Raw genomic sequence first — 19769 nt, 5'->3', positions numbered from 1 at the left:
CTAAAAATCCTACTAAAGAGAGACAAGGTATTAGTTAAGATTCGATAATTAATTAACTATGGGCGATGCAACAGACTGATGCCGACAAACAACGCTTCTTGCGCTACGTATTCAGGTGCTATAAAGCTAGCAACGTAGTATTTCCAGTAGAACCCAGCTCTTAGTTACTGAACCATTCGTCGACCATATCGCTACGGCTTTTACTCTCAAGCTGACGTTCGAGGTTGTCAGGAATTTTAGGAAAGAAATCGATACCCGTTATTTGTTCGATCTGATCGACAGGAACAACGAATTGCCTGATTGAACTATCTGAGCCTTCGTTGTTGAGTAGAAAACCGATCATCCGAATCTGCGGGTTGTTACAGTACAGGATCACCTTGTAGAACTTCTCGGGTACGCTCACTTCATTCTTCTTGCCGATAGTCGGCAATCCCCGTTTCAGCACCGGGCCCGTCACTACGTATAAACCATGATCACGTAGGGCCCACGCCCGGATCTGCTCCTCCAGTTCTTTCCAGATACCCCGATTAAATTCGGGCACTTGGGGCGTAATATTACTCATTAGGAAAGTTTCACGCATCATCCGTTGCGAAAACTTGAAATCGCCCGCAGGTGCCAGGTGGCCCCGATCATAACCAGCCCGCGTATAATCCGAAGAAAGAGCCGTACCGTTGGGTACCGCCCGATCAGGCTGAAACTGTTCAAATTTGCGCTCGGCGTCGCCCGTAGTTTCGTAATCCAGTAACGGATAGGCGACCCATTCCGCCACTTTATACTCGTCGCGGTAACGTAGCGTAAACCCTTCATGCCGAATGATCTCGTCATTGAGCCGAACCGCTGGGAGCAAAAAATCAACCTGTTTTTCGAAGTCAAACCGAACCGTTTTAGGCGAGCCCGCCGATGGTTTGCCGCCACCATTATCACTGGCTTCGCTTTCGTTCGGCTCGTTGCTCCGATCGTCCGAAGCCTCGTCCGGCTGCCGGGGTTCGGGTGCTTTATACGGATTATGTCCTTCGTGATCTGATTTTGCTCTACCCAGGCCAATCATTTCCCGAAAATCGTTCCAGAAAGCGACTACGGGTTTTGTGCGCCCGCCGTAGTGCAGAAACAGACCGATCAGGAAAAATATAAACAGTAACACCAGTGTATTGCCCCGTAAACGCAGGCCCCGGCGTTGGTAGTTTTTCGGTGAAAAAGGAGGTTTGACATGCATGTACCAAAGTTAGTTTTTTGTTTCTAGTTTCATATTTCCAGAGCACGTTCATATTCGTCCGAACCTGGAACCTGAAACTCGATCCCGACTGTTAAAACCTCATGCCATCATTTAATATTGTTGTAATTGGCGGGGGAGCGGCTGGTTTTTTTGGCGCAATTACGGCTGCCGAAACCTTTCCGGACGCCCGAATTACCATTCTTGAGAAGAACCGCACAGTTCTGAATAAAGTCCGCATTTCGGGGGGTGGTCGTTGCAACGTAACACACGCCTGTTTCGATAACCGCCAGTTAGTCAGGCATTACCCGCGGGGCGAAAAATCGCTACGTTCGTTACTGAATCAGTTCGACGCAACGGCTACTGTACGCTGGTTCGAGAATCGAGGGGTACCGCTTAAGACTGAAGCCGACGGGCGCATGTTTCCGACAACAAACACATCCGATACAATTGTTGACTGCCTGCTCACGGCCGCTCGTCGACTGGGCATTCAGGTACGTACCAGTTGTGGCGTTACGTCTCTCTCATTCACCAGTCAACCCGACGGAACGACTAGCTATAAGGTTAAGCTCTTCAACGAAGAACTAATCCAGGCCGACCGCGTTCTGATTGCAACGGGTGGCTATCCACAACTCTCTTCTTACGGCTGGTTGCCCCAACAAAGCGAGCCGTTGCTGTCGCCGGTCCCATCGTTGTTTACCTTCAACGTTCCCGATAGTCCCTTACTTTCGTTGGCGGGTGTTTCCGTAAAAGATGCCAGCGTGTACGTAATAGGCACGAAGCAGGAACAACGAGGACCATTATTGCTGACGCATTGGGGCTTTAGCGGTCCGGCAGTGCTACGTCTGTCGGCTTGGGCAGCTCGCGAGTTAGCGGATGTTCAGTACCGTTTCAAGTTCCGAATCAACTGGGTACCAACCCTGAACGAAAATCAGCTACGCACCACTCTGCAGGATTTTCGGCAACAGAATGGTCGTAAACAGGTCATTTCGCAAAATCCTTTTAATTTACCAACACGTCTTTGGCAGGCACTGGCCGCCGAATCAGGTATTTCCGAAACGCAGCGCTGGGCCGATCTTCCCGCCAAACCACTAAACCGATTATCAGAGAAACTAACCAACAGTCAGTTTCAGGTGATCGGGAAAAGCACGTTCAAGGATGAATTTGTTACCTGCGGAGGCATCGACCTGAACAGCCTCAATCCACAGACGCTTGAAAGCAAAGCGCAGAAAGGGTTATTTTTCGCCGGTGAAGTTCTGGATGTTGATGGGATCACGGGCGGATTTAATTTCCAGAATGCCTGGACAACCGGATACGTAGCAGGGAAGTATATTGGCTTATAGTTGTGGCGGCTGATAAATGACTATTCTTTCAGGATATTCCGCGCGGCTTCTTCATCGCGTTTAAGTTGCTCAACCAGAGCGGGTAACCCATCAAATTTCTGCTCTGGACGTAGAAACTCCCGGAAACGTAGCGTCATGTGTTCACCGTAAATGTCTTTATCAAAGTCGAAAATATAGGTTTCAATGGTCTGATTCGTTCCGGCAACGGTTGGCCGAAAACCGATGTTAAGCATTCCACCCAACGTTTGATCGGCATACAATACGTCGACGGCGTAAACACCATTAGCAGGTATAAGTTTCATTGGATCGTCGACCTGCATGTTCGCCGTTGGAAACCCAATGGTACGTCCAAGCTGCCGCCCTTTGATGATCGTACCGGTCAGATTGTACGCCCGACCCAGTAACTGACTAGCCGTATGGACATTACCTTCGTTGAGAGCACCCCTAATTCTCGATGAACTTACCCCCACGGCCTCTACATCCTGCCGGGGAATTTCCTCTACTTCAAATCCATATTCGCTTTGATGCGCCCGAATGTATTCAAACCCCCCTTCACGGTCACGGCCAAATCGGTGATCATAACCAATCACTAATTTCTTCGTTCCGATCTTATCAATCAGAATCTGCCGGATATATTCTTCTGATGTGAGTTGCGAAAACGAACGCGTAAACGGAATGATAACCAGATGCTCTACACCGGCCTGATCGAGTAGTTCGATTTTTTCATCCAGGGTTGTCAGTAACTTCAGATTTGGGCTGTCATTCGCAACTACCGTGCGGGGATGCGGCCAATACGTTATCAGAACGGATTCGCCATTACTCTGTTTGGCCACCTCAGTCAGGCGAGCCAGAATCGTCTGATGGCCCCGATGCACACCATCGAACGTACCGCTGGTTACAACAGCATTCGTTAAAGGTTGTATATCGTTAAGCCCTCTGTAAATGATCATAGTTTGTCAACAAAAAGTTGATTGGCGATAGAATTGATTCGGGGAGGATGCTTCTGCACCAGTTACTTACAAGTAGTCATTATCGACTATTTTCCCGGCACGTTTCAATAAACTGTTCAATAGTATGGGCATTTTCTATCCGAAAAGTGCCGATCCTTGTTCGGCGCAACCGGCTCATATAAGCTCCATTGTTCAGCAGAAGTCCCAAATCACGCACCAGGCTGCGAATATACGTGCCTTTGGAACACACAATACGAAAATCAATTTCCGGAAAGCGGTCGGCGTTTACCTCGAAAACAGAGACAGTGACTTCGCGAGCTTTAATACCCCCTTCAACACGATCAGCCGTTTCGCCCCGTCTCGCTTTCTCATACAGCCGTTCCCCGTTAACACGAACCGCCGAATAAATCGGTGGCACTTGCAGAATCGTACCCGTTAATTGACGAGACGCTTCCTCTATCTGCTGCGTTGTGATACCAGATGTATCATATTCAGCGTCGAATGTCGTTTCCAGGTCGACAGAAGGTGTCGTTTTGCCCAGAACCAACGTACCCGTATATTCTTTTTCCTGAGCCTGATACTGGTCTATCTGCTTCGTCATTTTCCCTGTACAGAGAATAAGTAGCCCCGTGGCCAACGGATCGAGCGTACCGGCATGGCCAATCTTTTTGAATTTACAGGCGTATTTCAGTTTGTTCGCTACGTCGAACGACGTCCAGGTAAGTGGTTTATCAATAAGAATGACCTGACCTGGATCGGGAGTGGGTTGTTCCAATTTACAATACGTCTAATTTGACACCGGCTGCCATCAATCCTAGCAGCAATAAACCCACAGCAATCCGGTAATAACCAAAAACTTTAAAGCCGTAACGAGTCAGGAAACTAACAAAACCACGAATTGCCAGTAACCCAACGACGAAAGCGATAGCGTTGCCAATGAGCAAGGTCTGGTAATCGGCTGGTTGAAGAAGTTTGTAGGTTTTAAGCAGCTTGTAACCCGAAGCAGCAGCCATGGTCGGAACCGCCAGGAAGAACGAAAATTCGGCCGCCTGCGCGCGGGTTAGCCCCTGAAACATACCGCCAATGATCGTTGCCGCCGACCGCGACACACCCGGAATCATAGCAATGCACTGGAAGAATCCAATACGTATCGCATCGGGCACGGTTACATCGCCGTCTTTCGGCTGACGATTGACGATGCGATCGATAAAGACCAACACAATACCGCCTAGCAGCAACGTAACGGCCACTACCACTACGTTCTCAAGCAGAGAGTCAATGAAATCGTTTAATAGAAAGCCAATGACGGCAGCCGTAAGAAACGCAATCAGAAGTTTACTGTAAAAATCGGCCATAGGCTGAAATTGGTACGGCACCGATTGAAGGTAAGCAGGCGCTTTATAATCTGCCGTTCGAGTGACCAGAAAACGACGATGATAAAGTACTAGTACCGATATAATGCAACCAAACTGAATGTCGACCGTATAAAGCTTTGTGAATTCGTTACCAGCGATGCCCGCCAGTGAAGAGTAAATAATCATGTGGCCCGTTGAGGAAATCGGCAGAAATTCAGTTAAGCCCTCAATGATCGCCAACGCAATTGCATGAATTAATTCCATTAAAAAGAGTTGTACAGTTAGAAAGTCATAAAGTTGTAAAGTTGCCAGCAAAAAACTGCAATAGCATCATACTTTACAACTTTATGACTTTCTAACTTTACAACTCTTTTATACCTTTGGCTTGGCCAGAATAGCGAAGAACTCAATTACGAAGCCCCCCATTACCACAATTGGCCCGAGCGTTAATCCCAGAAAACCGAAACCAAACTCTTCTTTATCAAGACTCATGATAAAGAAACCGGCCAGAATAACACCAATACCGATTAGCATGAGGGTATAATTCTGACGACCAAACGGTAGGGCAGCAGATGTTGCTGGACGAACAGGTTCTGATAGCGTTGACGGGATGGGTGCAACTTTAGGCGATGCGGTTGGCGTAACCGGCGCTTTTTTAGCGGATTCCTCACGCGCCAGCGTAGCCGAATATTGTTTATCTTTTGCCATGTCCTTTGTGTTATATGCTATATAATGAACAATGTAAAATGAATAATAGCTTTCTAACAGCTCATTTTATTCGCTCTTATCACTCATTCTATAGGTTTCATTTAAATTATACATCAGTAAAGTTCATCCAATGTCAGGCCCAGGTATCGGTGAACAGCCTGAAACGTACTCAGAAAACCAATCAGGACACCCAGACCTACAAGTCCTGCCATAAGCGCAGCAACCTTTGTAAGATCCTGGAACGCACCCAGTTCAGGAAGATTATGTTTCGCGATCTCCCACCCTACCAGGAGCAGCATAATCGCCAAAATTCCCGCCAGAAAGCCCTGCCACATGCCCCGGCCCAGAAACGGCCGCGTAATGAAGCTATTGGTCGCCCCGACCAGTTGCATACTGCGAATTAGCAATCGTTGCGAGTGAATAGCTACTCGAATGGTATTATTCATCAACACTACGATGATCAACAGCAGCGCCAGCGCAAAAGCCGACATTACGATATAGATCTTGGTGATATTCCGGTTGATGTTATCGACCAGGTTTTCCTGATAAACCACTTCGAACACGCCATTAATCTGCTCCAGATCCTGTTTTACTTCCTGTAATTTTGCTTCTTCAAAATAAGCCTCGTTAAGTTTTACACGATAACTATCCCGCAACGGATTTTCGCCCAAAAATTTCGAAAAATCTTCTTTTGTTTCAGCAATGAACTCTTTGGCGGCCTCATCTTTGGTGACTAGCGTAATCTGAGGTTCGCCATTGGTAATCAGCACATATGGCTGCTCCGCAATTGTACGCGACAAGGCACCTACTTTTTTCGAGCTTAGCCCTTTATCCAGGAATACCCGAACTTCATAATTTTCGCGGATGTATGTTACCAGTTGTTTCGACTGAATGGCGAGTAATCCGCAGAAACCGACTAAAAATAAGGCCAGCGTTAAGCTGAATAAAATAATACCACTGGGGTACGTACCTACTTTCTTTTTTGTACGAGCCATTTAGGGTTCGTGTTATGAGACAAAAATAATGGATTCAACCTCTGAACGGCCGAATTTAAGAAAATTTAAGGGAAGGGCGATAAGCAGAGAACAGAGGGTTCTGGAAAAGGTGAGACGATTTCCTCACACTTGCCCTGTTGTCCTAAGGTTCATTACTTCCGGCGGATAACCCACCTCCACTAAATATAAGCCATTGGCGGGTGCAGCCCTTCCCGCTGCATTACGGTCTCTGGCCAGAATAATCGGTTCGAGACGTTCCAGACTTAACCGCTCCTGCCCTATGTCGATCATAGTTCCGACAATTGTTCGGACCATTCCCCACAGAAAGCGGTTGGCTTTAATATGAAACGTCAGACAATCGTCAGTTGTATATGTCCAATACGCAAAATCGAGTCGGCAATGGAAATTTGTTACGTCAGCCCGAGCTTTGGCAAAACTCTGAAAATTGGTATGCTGCAAGAGAATATCACAGGCCCGATTCATTAATTCGATATTCAGGTGTGGCCTGAAATGATATGTCAGGCCATTGGAAAAGGCATTTTTCTGGCGGGTAATGTGGTATTGATAATAACGGGAAAGCGCCGAAAACCGGGCATGGGTCGTTGGATTAACCGGAAAAATCGTGTAGATAGCAATGTCTTCGGGAAGAATGCAATTAATGGAATAAATAAAGGCTTCAGTCAGTGCCAGCGGTACGTCTGTATCAAAGTGAGCAAACTGCTGTTTTGCATGAACACCTGCGTCGGTTCGTCCGCTCCCAACCACGTAAATCAGTTTGCCGATACGCTGTGTCAGAGCGGCTTCCAGTGCCTCTTGAACGCTCGAACCATTCGACTGCGTCTGCCACCCCCGATAGGCTGTACCCCGATACGATAACTCTATGAAATAACGCATTTCGAGCAAAAGTACCGCTTATTTAACAGGTGTATATAAAAATAAACGACCCGAGTTCAAATGGACCCGGGTCGTCTGGAAATATAATTTAGGTTAACGCGGACCTCGCGCCTGGCGTCCTGGTCCGCCACCAGCCTGTTGCCCCTGGCTATACTGCTGACTTTGCGCACTTCGATTCTCTGGCATACGCTGAAAATCGGCACCACTACGTCCACCCGGCGACGATGGACTGCTTACTTGTGGCTGACGTTCGAATGACCGATTCGGTTGCTGCGAGAAGCCGTCCTGCGGTGCGTTTCGTTGGGTATAGCCTCTCATCGGCCTGTTTTCAAGCTGTGGTACGTTGTCTGGAGAGTAACTACCCCGGCCTGGCGAAGGCATCGTTGAATTTCCGGTGTTGGGAGGTAATGGATTGTTAAAACCGCCATTCCGATCTGGATACTCATTGCCCCGATTCGCGCGTCCATTATACACTCGGCCTGGCGTAGCGTTGCCATTGTTATAATCGCGATTTGGTGCGCTGCCGCTGTTGTTATTGCGGCCAGAGTTTTCATAATTACTTCGGTCCGGATAATTGGTGCCACCATAGTTTGGACGAACTGAATTATCAAAGCGTTCATCGCGGCTATAATTCCTTCTGTAATCAGCCCCAGGCCGGTAAAAGCCAACCGAACCATTGCCAACTACAGACCGGCCAGGACGATCCAGTTGATCGACTCGATAGACGGGAACGCTACGTCGGGTGATTCGCTCAATATCGCCACGGGGGGGACCATATGCATACGCCCGGTTGTCGGTACGGTAATAATTATTGATGATGGTCGTGTTCCGATAGATATTCACTACGTTAGGACGGGGCACACAGTAGCTATACAAGTTGGGGCTGGTTATGTAGATCTGCGGTACGAATGTCCAGTAAGGTGCCGGGATGTTAATGTTTATATTAATATCCCAGCCTGGTCCGAGCGGAGCCCAGCCATAATAGCCACCACCAGACCGCCATGTTACCCAGGCTGGTCCCCAGTCAGTACCAGGCACCCAAAGCCAACCACCGTAGGCCGGATCGTAGATCCAGCGCCCGTAGTGAAAGGGTCCCCACCCCCAGGCATAGTCCGATATCCAGGTGTTACCATACTCCGTAACGACCCAATGCCCCCCCGTACCGTATGGCTGAAAATCGGGTCCGGTGTTAGGACGCCAGACATTTCCATAACTGGGGTATTGCATCCATTCGCCATAAGGAGCCAGTTCATCGTAGAACGACTCTACGGGTACGGTCGCCCCCGGCTGAGCTGCCACTTTCATTGTATTGGCAAATCCAAATGCAAGAAGTGCAATCAGAGCGACCCGTTTTATTAGCTGCAGAGTAATCATCTCATGTGTTGTTTAGCTGAGTAACTAAACTCAATTATTAGATTGACCGGAACTCAAAACGTTTAATGAGGTTTCGAATAAACTTTACGCAGTAACACAAAAAGCCCGTCTGCTTTGTCAGACGGGCTTTTTGTGTTACTGCGGCTTAACTCCAAATATTTCGCCTTGACGGCCGATTTATTCTTCGTTCGTAATGAACATCTTTGGCTTGGGCGCTTCAATACCATCTTCAGCAAACTGCCGGGCAATGTTTTCGAGCATGTAATAGTATGTATCCCAGTAGTTTTCACTCTTTGTCCAAACGCGCACGTCATAATCGCGGGAATTTGGGTTAAGCTTCGCAATCAATACGTCGTGGGGCCGACCTTTCAACGCGTAGGGACATGCGTCGACAACTGCCTGAATGGATGACTTCGTTTTATCCAAGTCATTCTGGCTGCCAACGCTATATACCTGATCGACCCGAATAACGCCTTTCGTAGAAATATTCATAATGGCCGATGTCGACAAGGCACCATTGGGAAGAATAATTGTCTTGTTATCCAGCGTTACCAGGGTCGTATCGAATATTCGAATGGCCTCAACATTGCCCGTAAAGCCCTGCGCCGTAATAAGATCGCCAACGCGAAAAGGCTTGAAAATCAGAATTAATACACCACCGGCAAAATTGGCTAAACTCCCCTGAAGAGCCAGCCCTACAGCTAAACCGGCAGCACCAATGATGGCTACAAATGAGGTCGTCTGAACGCCCAGCGTACTGGCAATACTGAGTAGCAGAAGTACACGTAACAGGCCGTTAACCAGCGACAATAAAAATGGTTGTACATCACGATCAACGTGCCGTCGGGTCATGGTAGCCGCCAAAATCCGCGTGATCCAGCCAATGGCCCAAAGACCAATAATCAGTGTAAGAATAGCCAGTAATACCCGACCACCGTATAGGGTTACAAAGGTTACCAGTTGAGCGTAGAAGATCTCAAGTCTAGTTTGCGCCTGCTCCATAAATCTAAGATGAGATTGTGTTTGGGAATCAGACGCTGATAAACAGAAAAGTAACTTTCTATCCTTTAAGTGACTTAATCTATTTTCATGTAATACATTGTTTTACAGCCAGTTTTTACGCCGGAACACCCACACTGTCAGCGCCGAGGATAACACCATCATGGTCAGCGCGAAAATGTAACCGTACTTCCAATGGATCTCGGGCATCTCATCGAAATTCATCCCCCAGATGCTGGCCAATAAGGTAGGCGGTAGAAAGACCAGTGAAACGACTGTAAAGATTTTGACGATCCTGTTTTGTTCAAGATCGATAAGACCGAGGTACGTATTTTGAAGAAACTCCAGACGCTCGAAGATAAAATTAGTGTGGTCAATCAGCGAGTTGATGTCTTTTATCAGCGTTCGCAGGCGTTGTTGCTCAAGTTCGTTAAACCAGCCATCTGAACGTATCATTGCCGATATAACCCGCTGCTTATCCACTACGTTCTCTCGGATTAGCATCGTCAACTCCTGATAATCGTTGATATTCAGAAGCATTTCCCGATCGAGCGTAGCGTCGAGATCCAGCATTCGATTGATGGCCTTAATTTCGCCTGATACCAACTCAATTAAATCGGCATCGTAATCAATCCGCGACTCGAAAATTGAGATCAGGATTTGTGCTCCGTCACTGAACACAGCCCGACGCGATTTGATACGTTTGACCGTATCGGCAAATGACTTCAGATCGGCATTACGGTACGTAAATAACGTATCATCCTTGAGCAGAAAACTAACGGGTACATTGGTATATCGCTGCTCGGCATCGGGAATCAAAAAGTTGGAGTTCGCAATCAGAAAATCATCCTCTTCAATATAGCGCGAACTACTTTCGATCTCGGACTGCTCCTGCTGACTTAGAAAATCGACATCAAATTTTTCTTCAACACTTTTGATTTCGGACGATGTCGGGTTTTGCAAGTCTACCCATAGCGTCCGTTCCGTATTGGAAAATGAATCAATGTCACGGATTTTACGAACGGCAGTTTCATCCTGCTGAAAAATGCGGATCATACAGTCGATAGCTTCTTGGTACGTAGCAAAGTTCGCAGAAAACGACCGGACTGTGATACATTAAATCGCATTTACCTGCGTGCTACTACTCAGCCAAAAAGAACATACTACGTCTTTTGCTTTTTCTTTTTAGCGGCAGGGAACAGAATATTGTTGAGAATCAGTCGATAGCCGGCCGAATTAGGGTGTAAATTAAGGTCGGTCGGCTCCTCTCCTATTTCGTGCCGGTAATCTTCCGGATCGTGGCCGCCGTAGAACGTAAAGAAACCACGCCCGTAAGGTGAGTGAATATAACGAGCTTCGCCAGCCGCCCGATTTTCGGCCATTATTACAACCTCCGGCTTAATAAGATTTTTCTTGAACGCTGTTGTCTGCCCCATAAACCCTTTGATCACATTCTGGTGATTTTGTGTCAGCATAGTCGGAATTGGGTCGTATTTAGCCGAAAACTGAAACAGCGTAAAGTAATCGTTGTGCTCACTCAGGCCACGTTCTTCGGGCTGATTGTCGATATTGGAAAATTCGATCAGGTATGGATTGGTATAAATCTGAAAATTTCGGAACGCAAATGTCTGGCTAAAATCCAGTTTGTTGTTCGCATTCGGATCGGCTGGATCACCATCGTAGAACGTATCAACAATGTCGGTGTTACGTGCCGCTATGGCAATATCATACGTATCAGTAGCATTACACATGGCGAACAGATAGCCTCCGCCGGTCACAAACTCCTGAATTTTTTTCGCAACTGCCAATTTAAGCTGAGGCACTTTTGTGAAGCCAAATTTGTGAGCAATGGTTTCGGCTTCCCGCTTCTGAGCAATGTACCAAGGCTGATCTTTAAAGTGAAAAAATTTTCCGTACTGTCCCGTAAAATCTTCGTGATGCAGATGCAGCCAGTCGTACTCCGGAAGTTTACCGTTCATCACTTCTTCATCGAACACTACGTCATAGGGAATTTCGGCATAGGACATTACCATCGTTACGGCGTCATCCCAGGGCTGTTTTGTCTTTGGCGAATACACAGCAACTTTGGGAGGTTTCTGCAATTTTACGGCGTCCATGTTGGCATCAGCTGCGGCAATTTCGCTTAAAATCTGAGCCGATTGTGCGTCCGAAATAACCTCATAACTCACACCGCGGATCACAATCTCGTTGATGAATGTCTGGCTTTGTGGCATCATAAACGAACCTCCCCGATAGTTGAGCAGCCAGTCAATCTCAGTATCATGGGTTTTTAGCACCCAATAGGCAATACCATAGGCTTTCAAATGATTTTTCTGGGCATCGTCCATTGGAATCAGAATCTTAGATGCCCATACATGACCGGTAAGTGTCAGAATTAGGACAAGCGGTAGCAGCAGCCGTTTCATTGGTTTCCCTATTAAGAATGCACTTGGTAGTTTTGTAATAACGAAAGATACACAAATTTTGTGTTAAAAAGTATAGGGCATGGGGGTAAGGGACGAGGGATTTATTTCCGCAGCTCTAAGCCCGGTGCCCTCCACTCTCTGCTCATGAACCTTATCGAAAACATACGCGAAGGGTTACGTTCCATTGCGGGCAATCGTTTACGGACCATTCTGACGTCGCTTATTATAGCCATCGGTATTACGTCTTTGGTAGGCATTTTGACCGCTATCGACGGCATTCAAAGCTCCGTAGACAACAGTTTTGCGGGATTAGGCGCCAACACGTTTAGTATTGTGGCGCGTCAGGATGCTTTTCGCCGGGGAGGGCGGGTCCAGCGACAGGATAAACCCATTAATTATTTCGACGCGATGCAGTTTAAACGCCGATTTCCGTACGGCGCTACTATTGCTATTTCAGCAGGGATAAGTGGGGCCGCTCAGGCTAAATTTGGCTCAAAAAAAACGAACCCTAATGTTCAGCTTGTAGGGGGAGACGATGCTTACTTAACCGTAAAAGGGTTTACACTTGAGAGTGGTCGTAATCTGACCCAGAATGACCTAAAGTTTGCGCTCAACGTAGCGATTATTGGCAGCGAGCTAGCGAATACGTTGTTTGAAAAAAAAATAAACCCACTCAATCAGGTCATCAGAGTATCCGGCAGTCAATATAAAGTTGTGGGTGTGTTAGCCAAAAAAGGAGGTTTTTCAGGAGGCAGCGACGATCGTATTATCTTGATTCCGCTTGACAATGCCCGCGCATTGGCCGGAAATCAACAATTGACATTCGATATTACAGCCTCTGTTCCGAACGTATCCGATCAGGACGAAGCCGTTGGAGAAGCGCGGGGAACCATGCGGCTCGTTCGACGGGATCAACTCGGGCAGCCCGATTCGTTTGAAATTCAGCGAGCCGATGATCTGGCAAAGGAGACCGCCAACATTACGAGCTATTTACGGATGGGCGGCTTTGGCATCGGCTTTATTACGTTATTGGGCGCATCTATTGCTCTCCTGAACATCATGCTTGTATCTGTTACGGAACGCACGCGCGAAATAGGCATACGCAAATCGCTGGGAGCTACGCCCAAACGCATCCGTGAGCAGTTCCTGATAGAAGCGATTGTCATTTGTCTCCTTGGTGGTATTGGAGGAGTTATATTAGGGTTAGGCGTCGGCAATTTAATCGCCGGTATCATTAGTCAGGGTGCTGGAAGCTTTGTGGTTCCGTGGGCCTGGATGGGGTTGGGCCTTGTTGTCTGCGTCACTGTCGGGTTATTTGCCGGAATCTATCCGGCCGTACGGGCTTCCAAACTCGATCCCATCGAGGCATTACGGTACGAGTAAGCCTGATTAATGTAAACCTGTATAAAGCTGATTTCTAAAGACTTTGTATCTATCCTGCAAAAAAATACGTAGTAATTGCCCATTATCCATTGTACATTATTTATTAACCTCTACTTTTGCACCCACGTTTGACAAACGCATCTCTGGAAACAGAGACGATTCTGTCGCCGGGATGGCGGAATCGGTAGACGCGATGGTCTCAAACACCATTGTCTGCAAGGACATGCCGGTTCGAGTCCGGCTCCCGGTACAATATTAAGCCCGTAAGTAGCTAACATACAAGCACTTACGGGCTAATTTAGTTTTAGGACTGTAACACTACTGAAACAAAACATAGATCTACTCACATGAGTGTAGGAGGTGTTATAGATTTGTTAAGGCTATAGATTCTCTTTATTTATCGCCAAAGTCTTTAGTTAGTCGGCCTGGGATAGAATAATTAAAGTGTAGATTTTCGTAAATTCACTCATATGAGTTTGATAATTTAAGGCTTAAGATATTACTAGCTTTACTCAACAACAGAAATGACATGGTAATGTAAAATATACCTTACCAATTCTTTGAATTATTTAGCCCATACCATTCATGCCTAAAAACAATACTGGAAATAAAAACCTTCAAAAGGCTCCATCGAGTCCTAAGATGGGCTTTGGCGAAAAAATTATACTGCATATAAAAAGTAATATTTATAATATTTTAGGAGTAGTAGGCGTCCTATTTACTATTATTACTTATACTTCAAATGAAAAAACATATGGTATATTATCAAGTTGTAATAAGGCACGAGTACCTTTTATATCTTTTGGTTGGAATCGATTTAGGATCGAAACTAAAAATGGAGCTCTTTTCGTAGATGAAGGTAAACCGATATTAGGTGTAATATTAAAAGATGGTAAACTATTTGTAAATGCTATATTACGGAATAAGGATGGGGTGCTACTTGCTGAAATAAAAAATAATGAATGGTCATTCACAAATCCGGGCATGGGACTCCAAAAAAATTACAATGATAATGCAATAGAAGTAAAAGATTTCTATGGCAACGTTATCCTTCAAATTATGTATTTGGGTGACACTGTGCACATAGCTGGCGTATTTTATTGCAGAGCGGGACAGGCATTGATAATTTCAATAGATGAAGAAGGAGCAGCCAGTTTTGATAAATTAAAGAAGGGAGAATTAGATTACAAAAAACTATCAAAAATAATCCCAATTTTTACATATCCCGCCGTAGCTCATCAAGGTGAATGCCCAGGCTGCGAAAGTCTTGAAAAGTTAATTAGTGAACGAGAAGTAAACGATAGTACAGGGTATCTAGTTCGCGAATCCCCTATAGAAATATGTAATATACAATCTTTTAAAGATGTCCAAGTTAAGTAGAATATGGAAATCTTGCTTATTCAAAAAGCTCTTCTATATTTACCATTAGGTTTTAGAAGGACATTACATATTTGTTCACAATCCACTTAAAGAAATAATATAATTTTTTAATATTGACTCTAACTCTGGCAAAGTAAATTTATCTGGAACTTCTCGCTGTTTATAGTAAATTGGTGAAGATGTATATACAACAGACTTTCCGACAGTATTTGGTAGTTGTAAGACTAAAGTTGAGGTTAAGTTATCTGTTTTTGCTGTGACCAGGTGCAAGGCTGATTGACTGATAAAATAAGAGCTACCTCTCGTTAATGATACATCAATTTGTTTCTCTAAATTTACAGCATTAACAAAATCATATAAATAAGTATTGTCCTCTATTGGGTTTTCATATTTATAATACAATAACCCTTCTCTTGATTCACTATATATAGCAAAACTTAACTCACCTGATAATAATACAGAATAAAAGTCACACCAATGATTGTGAATATGATGATCACTAAATATATTAGTTTGAGATGAATAATTCCAAATATGTAACCTAAGCATATACCTGAATTTTTTATAATCAATTAGAACAATTCTAATAAATCCAAGAGGATGTTTGAAAGAGTTGGCCGCAACTAAGTCTAATGACTCTTCATCCTTTAAAATATTGTTCAGAAGGCTTATTAAGACATTATGGTCTTTTAAATAACTTAATATATATTCTTCATACTTCCTATCATTAGTGCTTATCATCCCTTTAAAATAGGATTCTAGTTCTAGTAAGTTCATCTATAATTATATATTCATTATTATTTTCCTATGATGGTTTGTAGGAACAGTACATCTTTTAAAAATGTTATCCAAAAGATCATCTGGTAAGTTTTTGCAAATCACAATATTTGTTGATAATAAGAAAGCTTTTATTCCCTCCTTTGTTAGCTCTTTTGCTTGATAGCCATCTACAGAGTCGAATTCTGCCAGTTTTTTTCTTGCAAAATCAAAGTCGCTTAAAGAAGCATTATAGAATTCGCCGTTATTGCTCCCAGACAGGTACATAATAGCTGGGCAATCTTTACGTATAAGGGTTCTAAAGGTTGCTTTCGATGATATGTCCTCACGAAAAACAGAAAAAACATTATTGAGATATATACTTACATCTATATTACTTTTACTTTTATAAAAATAACTTATTGTAATTGTAGATAATATTTCAGCTTTCACATCAAGTATAGTGAAAATACCTTCAGTGGATTCAATCTTTAATCTATAATTCCAGTATTCCTTACAAACTTGCTCGTTGTCAGGATTTAGGAGGATAATTTTCAGATCCCTCCTTGCCATTTCTTCGATAGACTTTTTAGCTAAATGCGGTATTACTTGAAACCTTATCCATCTACCTATATGACCGTTTGAGTACCAATATTTAGTATCTTTCAAAGCCCATAAATGTTTGCTTTCAGTATCAGTTTTATCAATAAATTGTACTGAGTAATTACTAAACTTATTATTTATGGCTTTAATTATTTGAGAACTATCTGATTCTAGTCTTTCAATATTATCTATCTTATTTAAAATATCATCTATTGAATTACCATCATTTTCGACAAGGGAGCTAAATGGTTTACCAATAATTAGAAAAAGTACGTAGAATATTACTAATCCAAAAACAGTGCCTATAATCTCAGGGAATATTGCTTCTATTAATGAACTTACATCTTTGTTAAAAGAAAACACTTTAGAATTGAATAGAAAAAAAAGTGCTACTAATAAAAACAGTAACAATATTACAATTATAGAGGTAAAGATAAGGTTAGTATTTCGACCTTTCATTCTAATTCAACATTAGTTTAAGTAAACAAAATGCTCACATAATATTTATTACATAATTTGACTATAATCATCAATACGTTAATAATATAGATAGATGCTTCAAAATCTTCAATATCTAATCAACTAGCTTTTCACTATCGATTAAGGTGCCAAGCTGCTAAGCCCCTGCCCGAAAAGGTGTTGAGGGAATTTTGGCAGGGTTGGCGAGTTCCTTTTAGGATATTCATCTTGTTAGCAGAACATACCTATACATCGGGCTCCGTTATTTACGTCTCGTTTGTCGTATGTCGCCGTTAATATCCACGTAAAATATCATATCGCTTTCAAAGCACTCAGCTTTAATTTCCCACCCTTTAAATTGCGGTCCATTATATTCTGTGATAATAAGTGTTTTACAACTTGAGAGATTCAATTGTTTTGCCGCTTTATCTTTCAAGTCATTGAAATCAAAGTCCTCGATTGATAGCTGTGTGCTATTAGCTTTAGTAATATCCAGATGAGAGAAAAGAGACTTACCTGCTAAAATTCCTTTTCTCGCATCTGGATTGTCTATTAGTTCTGTCAGCCGCTTCAATGCTGTAGATACTACCACTTTCAAATCTTTGACTCTGGATTCTGAAGAATTGTCATACCTAATTATCAAGCGGTTTCTTATATCAAAGGGTAGCTTTTGAAAGGTTAGTTTTTCAGCTAAAATTATAGTTGGTTTTGACAAAGCATATAAGATTCCTAACTCATACATTACGTTTGGATTGTATTCAGAAATATCTATTACAGCTAATGAACATGCTTCTATTTCGGCGTTCAGATTTAGATTAATGTCTTCTCCAGGATTAGATGTTTCATCGACAATCCGCAATTCAAGGTTAAGTTCTGAACAAGCTTTTCTAACAGCTTCTCGCACCCATTTATAATTATCATTAAAGGGACTACCGAAAAATACTTTATGTGGCATCAATGGAAATGTTTATAGTTACAAACATCTTTTTTGGGTGTTACTCAGGACCATATAACATCTAATCTTTCATAAATAACCATTTAACAGGTTAACCGGAACCAGACAACGAGCCTAAAAGTTGCTTGTCGAGCCGCGCATCTTGTCGGCCAAAATGCACGGCTTTATAGCAACACCCAACATACTATTTGACAAAAACCTACGAAACGTTATCTATCTGGCTATTATTCAACAATAGTACTTCTAACTCTTAGTCCTTAAAAGTTTGACTAGTAAAGAAACCCTAAATTTCTGTATGTCAGTACCTTCTATTGGCGAAGTGATTAAACGGTAGATAAAGAGCTCAAAACGTATAAGGTGACTTACTGACAAAACCGACAAAAGCCCTATGTGAGTGGTCCTGAAGTGTATTTAACCGCCTATCACTATTCCCGGCTCCCTTCCGCCCATGCCTTTAATAGATCAATTAATAGGGCATTATCAGGATGCTCTTGCCGATTGTTACCAATGACACGTTCAATAATTGGCAACAGATGTGGAGGAATTTCTATTGATTGAAAGCCTTTACCATTTTTCGGGCAGGGATGGTCTTGCAACCATTGTTTAAGTTCGTCCATACATTAAGTGTACTAACAGCTAAGGTTTATTGGCGTACACTTTTACTGGCCCCATTACACTCATCAAAGGTGCTAAGCCGCCTATATAGGTTTTAGCAGTTAGCACCGTGCCAAAAAAGGTGCTAAGGGAATTTTGGCAGGGTGCAATCCGGGGCGATGATGTCACAGCTTATTATGATCGCCTAGTCAACAGTGGCTAATGGTTGATGTAATACGTCACTGAACGAACGTAGATAAACTTTTACACCCTCGTTTGGTTGAGCTGCCAATCGTCCTCAAAGGCGTATGCCCTGTCTCCCGAAAGCAACCCGCGCGGAGGGGACAACAACACACGAAAGCCGCTTCATTTTGATTGTGAAGAGATGAATTTGCAAACTATTTCTGTTGGTGTAAGACCATACGTATTCCCCAAAAGAGTAGATAAACTTTTTAAGCTGTTGAAGTTTCTCGATTGAGAACTTACCTCAATTTTACTCATTTGCCTAATATAGCTGTCGGCTTGACTTTTCCACTGTACTGGCAGCTCATATTGAAGGATTGTTTCTTTACCTACAACATCATTAGTAACTTTTCCATTAAGACGAAGCTGTAACTGGCCTGTTGAAAGGTATTCGGTAGCATATTTAATTTCTTTAATGTCGCTGTTTTTAGGGTAGCCATGAATGGAAATAGAAAGATTCTTATAAAATATCCTGTTTTTATATTTAATAGTTTTAACTAATATTTTTAAGCGAACATTCAACTGACTTGACTGTGCTAAACAGAGATTAGAAAGACAAATAATAATTGTTACAAGGGTTATATGTCTTAAATTAATCATCAGTATAATTGTTTAAATTTATGCTGTCCTAATTTCAGTTTTCAAATTTGATAGCATGTTTGGTGAGATGTTCGTTTTATCCACCGATACCCAGAAACGGAAGTCTAGAAACTTACTGATCAGACCGTCAAAATAAGTATAAATAAATAACAGTGCCCTCAGAAAGAGCACTGTTATTTTATGGAGTATGTTTGCTACTTTGACTTCCACCCCCACCACCACCCTCTCTGGGACGGTCTGGCTTGTTATCGCTATGATCTCTACTGCTGCTACTACCACTACTGCCACCCGCAGCAGTTCCTTCGCTATCGATATCATTCTCAATTCTCTTCCTTTGCCCTTCCTTGAGACGAATATTATCTGCTTCAGTCGGCTCATTTGGTCTTTTACGAGCTGAGCCAGGAGCGCGGTCTTCGGGAAAATCTTGTTTTTTTGCCATTTTTAATACCTCCTTTCTATTTGATTAAGATTAATAATTCTTAAATATTTAATTTACAGTGGCTTACGTTAATTATGGCTGTTGACTGCAAACTATTGAATTC

The 19769-nt window shown here is 43.4% G+C and carries 20 protein-coding genes and 1 tRNA gene; 4 read left to right on the top strand and 17 right to left on the bottom strand.

Annotated elements, in window-relative coordinates; all coding sequences use genetic code 11:
• Positions 1-160 precede the first annotated feature (160 nt).
• Entirely contained in the window at positions 161-1213 is a 1053-nt protein-coding gene (locus tag ACOJS8_RS26695; protein ID WP_420151609.1) for a DNA/RNA non-specific endonuclease, read from the bottom strand.
• A 101-nt stretch (positions 1214-1314) separates the two neighbouring features.
• On the opposite strand from ACOJS8_RS26695, the gene ACOJS8_RS26690 reads away from it, so the two are divergent.
• Entirely contained in the window at positions 1315-2553 is a 1239-nt protein-coding gene (locus ACOJS8_RS26690; protein WP_420151608.1) for an NAD(P)/FAD-dependent oxidoreductase, read from the top strand.
• Between the two features lie 20 nt (positions 2554-2573).
• On the opposite strand, the gene ACOJS8_RS26685 is transcribed toward ACOJS8_RS26690, so the two are convergent.
• The 10 genes from ACOJS8_RS26685 to ACOJS8_RS26640 all read right to left on the bottom strand — a co-directional run bounded on the left by ACOJS8_RS26685 (position 2574) and on the right by ACOJS8_RS26640 (position 12254).
• Complete coding sequence (locus ACOJS8_RS26685) at positions 2574-3503, bottom strand: bifunctional riboflavin kinase/FAD synthetase (protein ID WP_420151607.1); 930 nt, start codon at positions 3501-3503, stop codon at positions 2574-2576.
• Between the two features lie 79 nt (positions 3504-3582).
• A complete protein-coding gene (gene truB / locus ACOJS8_RS26680; RefSeq protein ID WP_420151606.1) occupies positions 3583-4278 on the bottom strand; it encodes a tRNA pseudouridine(55) synthase TruB in 696 nt (231 codons plus the stop codon).
• Position 4279: 1 nt separating this feature from the next.
• Positions 4280-5122, bottom strand: coding sequence for an undecaprenyl-diphosphate phosphatase (locus tag ACOJS8_RS26675; RefSeq protein ID WP_420151605.1), 843 nt, complete (start codon positions 5120-5122; stop codon positions 4280-4282).
• Positions 5123-5230: 108 nt separating this feature from the next.
• On the bottom strand, positions 5231-5566 hold the full coding sequence (locus ACOJS8_RS26670) for a DUF3098 domain-containing protein (protein WP_420151604.1): 336 nt from the start codon (positions 5564-5566) through the stop codon (positions 5231-5233).
• Positions 5567-5679: 113 nt separating this feature from the next.
• Positions 5680-6561, bottom strand: coding sequence for a cell division protein FtsX (locus ACOJS8_RS26665; RefSeq protein WP_420151603.1), 882 nt, complete (start codon positions 6559-6561; stop codon positions 5680-5682).
• A 123-nt stretch (positions 6562-6684) separates the two neighbouring features.
• Complete coding sequence (truA, locus tag ACOJS8_RS26660; RefSeq protein WP_420151602.1) at positions 6685-7455, bottom strand: tRNA pseudouridine(38-40) synthase TruA; 771 nt, start codon at positions 7453-7455, stop codon at positions 6685-6687.
• A 93-nt stretch (positions 7456-7548) separates the two neighbouring features.
• Positions 7549-8829, bottom strand: coding sequence for a DUF6600 domain-containing protein (locus ACOJS8_RS26655; RefSeq protein ID WP_420151601.1), 1281 nt, complete (start codon positions 8827-8829; stop codon positions 7549-7551).
• A 177-nt stretch (positions 8830-9006) separates the two neighbouring features.
• On the bottom strand, positions 9007-9831 hold the full coding sequence (locus tag ACOJS8_RS26650; protein WP_420151600.1) for a mechanosensitive ion channel family protein: 825 nt from the start codon (positions 9829-9831) through the stop codon (positions 9007-9009).
• Positions 9832-9933: 102 nt separating this feature from the next.
• On the bottom strand, positions 9934-10884 hold the full coding sequence (gene corA, locus ACOJS8_RS26645) for a magnesium/cobalt transporter CorA (protein WP_420151599.1): 951 nt from the start codon (positions 10882-10884) through the stop codon (positions 9934-9936).
• Positions 10885-10991: 107 nt separating this feature from the next.
• Complete coding sequence (locus ACOJS8_RS26640) at positions 10992-12254, bottom strand: asparagine synthetase B (RefSeq protein WP_420151598.1); 1263 nt, start codon at positions 12252-12254, stop codon at positions 10992-10994.
• Positions 12255-12398: 144 nt separating this feature from the next.
• Between ACOJS8_RS26640 and ACOJS8_RS26635 the strand changes: the two genes are divergently transcribed.
• The 3 genes from ACOJS8_RS26635 to ACOJS8_RS26625 all read left to right on the top strand — a co-directional run bounded on the left by ACOJS8_RS26635 (position 12399) and on the right by ACOJS8_RS26625 (position 15017).
• Positions 12399-13637 (top strand): ABC transporter permease, encoded by a 1239-nt coding sequence (locus tag ACOJS8_RS26635; protein WP_420151597.1) that lies wholly within the window; start codon positions 12399-12401, stop codon positions 13635-13637.
• A gap of 166 nt (positions 13638-13803) precedes the next feature.
• Positions 13804-13887, top strand: a tRNA-Leu gene (locus tag ACOJS8_RS26630).
• Between the two features lie 335 nt (positions 13888-14222).
• Positions 14223-15017, top strand: a complete 795-nt coding sequence (locus tag ACOJS8_RS26625) for a hypothetical protein (protein WP_420151596.1) — start codon at positions 14223-14225, stop codon at positions 15015-15017.
• A gap of 75 nt (positions 15018-15092) precedes the next feature.
• Here ACOJS8_RS26625 and ACOJS8_RS26620 read toward each other — a convergent pair whose 3' ends face one another.
• The 6 genes from ACOJS8_RS26620 to ACOJS8_RS26595 form a co-directional block, all read right to left on the bottom strand.
• Positions 15093-15794, bottom strand: coding sequence for a hypothetical protein (locus ACOJS8_RS26620; protein ID WP_420151595.1), 702 nt, complete (start codon positions 15792-15794; stop codon positions 15093-15095).
• A 6-nt stretch (positions 15795-15800) separates the two neighbouring features.
• Positions 15801-16835, bottom strand: coding sequence for a hypothetical protein (locus ACOJS8_RS26615; RefSeq protein ID WP_420151594.1), 1035 nt, complete (start codon positions 16833-16835; stop codon positions 15801-15803).
• 262 nt (positions 16836-17097) lie between these two features.
• Positions 17098-17790, bottom strand: a complete 693-nt coding sequence (locus tag ACOJS8_RS26610; RefSeq protein WP_420151593.1) for a hypothetical protein — start codon at positions 17788-17790, stop codon at positions 17098-17100.
• 425 nt (positions 17791-18215) lie between these two features.
• Positions 18216-18407 (bottom strand): hypothetical protein, encoded by a 192-nt coding sequence (locus ACOJS8_RS26605; protein ID WP_420151592.1) that lies wholly within the window; start codon positions 18405-18407, stop codon positions 18216-18218.
• 343 nt (positions 18408-18750) lie between these two features.
• Positions 18751-19227, bottom strand: a complete 477-nt coding sequence (locus ACOJS8_RS26600) for a hypothetical protein (RefSeq protein WP_420151591.1) — start codon at positions 19225-19227, stop codon at positions 18751-18753.
• Between the two features lie 18 nt (positions 19228-19245).
• Positions 19246-19605 (bottom strand): hypothetical protein, encoded by a 360-nt coding sequence (locus ACOJS8_RS26595; RefSeq protein WP_420151590.1) that lies wholly within the window; start codon positions 19603-19605, stop codon positions 19246-19248.
• Positions 19606-19769: the final 164 nt, after the last annotated feature.

This window comes from Spirosoma sp., from assembly GCF_048594605.1.
GTDB lineage: Bacteria > Bacteroidota > Bacteroidia > Cytophagales > Spirosomataceae > Spirosoma.
Note: the sequence above shows the minus strand (reverse complement) of the source record. Positions and strands in the feature narration are given on the sequence as shown.

Bases quoted from the DNA above. Each gene is read 5' to 3' on its own strand.
- ACOJS8_RS26695 (WP_420151609.1), bottom strand. From the start codon at position 1,213: ATGCATGTCAAACCTCCTTTTTCACCGAAAAACTACCAACGCCGGGGC.
- ACOJS8_RS26690 (WP_420151608.1), top strand. From the start codon at position 1,315: ATGCCATCATTTAATATTGTTGTAATTGGCGGGGGAGCGGCTGGTTTT.
- ACOJS8_RS26685 (WP_420151607.1), bottom strand. From the start codon at position 3,503: ATGATCATTTACAGAGGGCTTAACGATATACAACCTTTAACGAATGCT.
- ACOJS8_RS26675 (WP_420151605.1), bottom strand. From the start codon at position 5,122: ATGGAATTAATTCATGCAATTGCGTTGGCGATCATTGAGGGCTTAACT.
- ACOJS8_RS26670 (WP_420151604.1), bottom strand. From the start codon at position 5,566: ATGGCAAAAGATAAACAATATTCGGCTACGCTGGCGCGTGAGGAATCC.
- ACOJS8_RS26665 (WP_420151603.1), bottom strand. From the start codon at position 6,561: ATGGCTCGTACAAAAAAGAAAGTAGGTACGTACCCCAGTGGTATTATT.
- truA (WP_420151602.1), bottom strand. From the start codon at position 7,455: ATGCGTTATTTCATAGAGTTATCGTATCGGGGTACAGCCTATCGGGGG.
- ACOJS8_RS26655 (WP_420151601.1), bottom strand. From the start codon at position 8,829: ATGATTACTCTGCAGCTAATAAAACGGGTCGCTCTGATTGCACTTCTT.
- ACOJS8_RS26650 (WP_420151600.1), bottom strand. From the start codon at position 9,831: ATGGAGCAGGCGCAAACTAGACTTGAGATCTTCTACGCTCAACTGGTA.
- corA (WP_420151599.1), bottom strand. From the start codon at position 10,884: ATGATCCGCATTTTTCAGCAGGATGAAACTGCCGTTCGTAAAATCCGT.
- ACOJS8_RS26640 (WP_420151598.1), bottom strand. From the start codon at position 12,254: ATGAAACGGCTGCTGCTACCGCTTGTCCTAATTCTGACACTTACCGGT.
- ACOJS8_RS26635 (WP_420151597.1), top strand. From the start codon at position 12,399: ATGAACCTTATCGAAAACATACGCGAAGGGTTACGTTCCATTGCGGGC.
- ACOJS8_RS26625 (WP_420151596.1), top strand. From the start codon at position 14,223: ATGCCTAAAAACAATACTGGAAATAAAAACCTTCAAAAGGCTCCATCG.
- ACOJS8_RS26620 (WP_420151595.1), bottom strand. From the start codon at position 15,794: ATGAACTTACTAGAACTAGAATCCTATTTTAAAGGGATGATAAGCACT.
- ACOJS8_RS26615 (WP_420151594.1), bottom strand. From the start codon at position 16,835: ATGAAAGGTCGAAATACTAACCTTATCTTTACCTCTATAATTGTAATA.
- ACOJS8_RS26610 (WP_420151593.1), bottom strand. From the start codon at position 17,790: ATGCCACATAAAGTATTTTTCGGTAGTCCCTTTAATGATAATTATAAA.
- ACOJS8_RS26605 (WP_420151592.1), bottom strand. From the start codon at position 18,407: ATGGACGAACTTAAACAATGGTTGCAAGACCATCCCTGCCCGAAAAAT.
- ACOJS8_RS26600 (WP_420151591.1), bottom strand. From the start codon at position 19,227: ATGATTAATTTAAGACATATAACCCTTGTAACAATTATTATTTGTCTT.
- ACOJS8_RS26595 (WP_420151590.1), bottom strand. From the start codon at position 19,605: ATGAGCCGACTGAAGCAGATAATATTCGTCTCAAGGAAGGGCAAAGGA.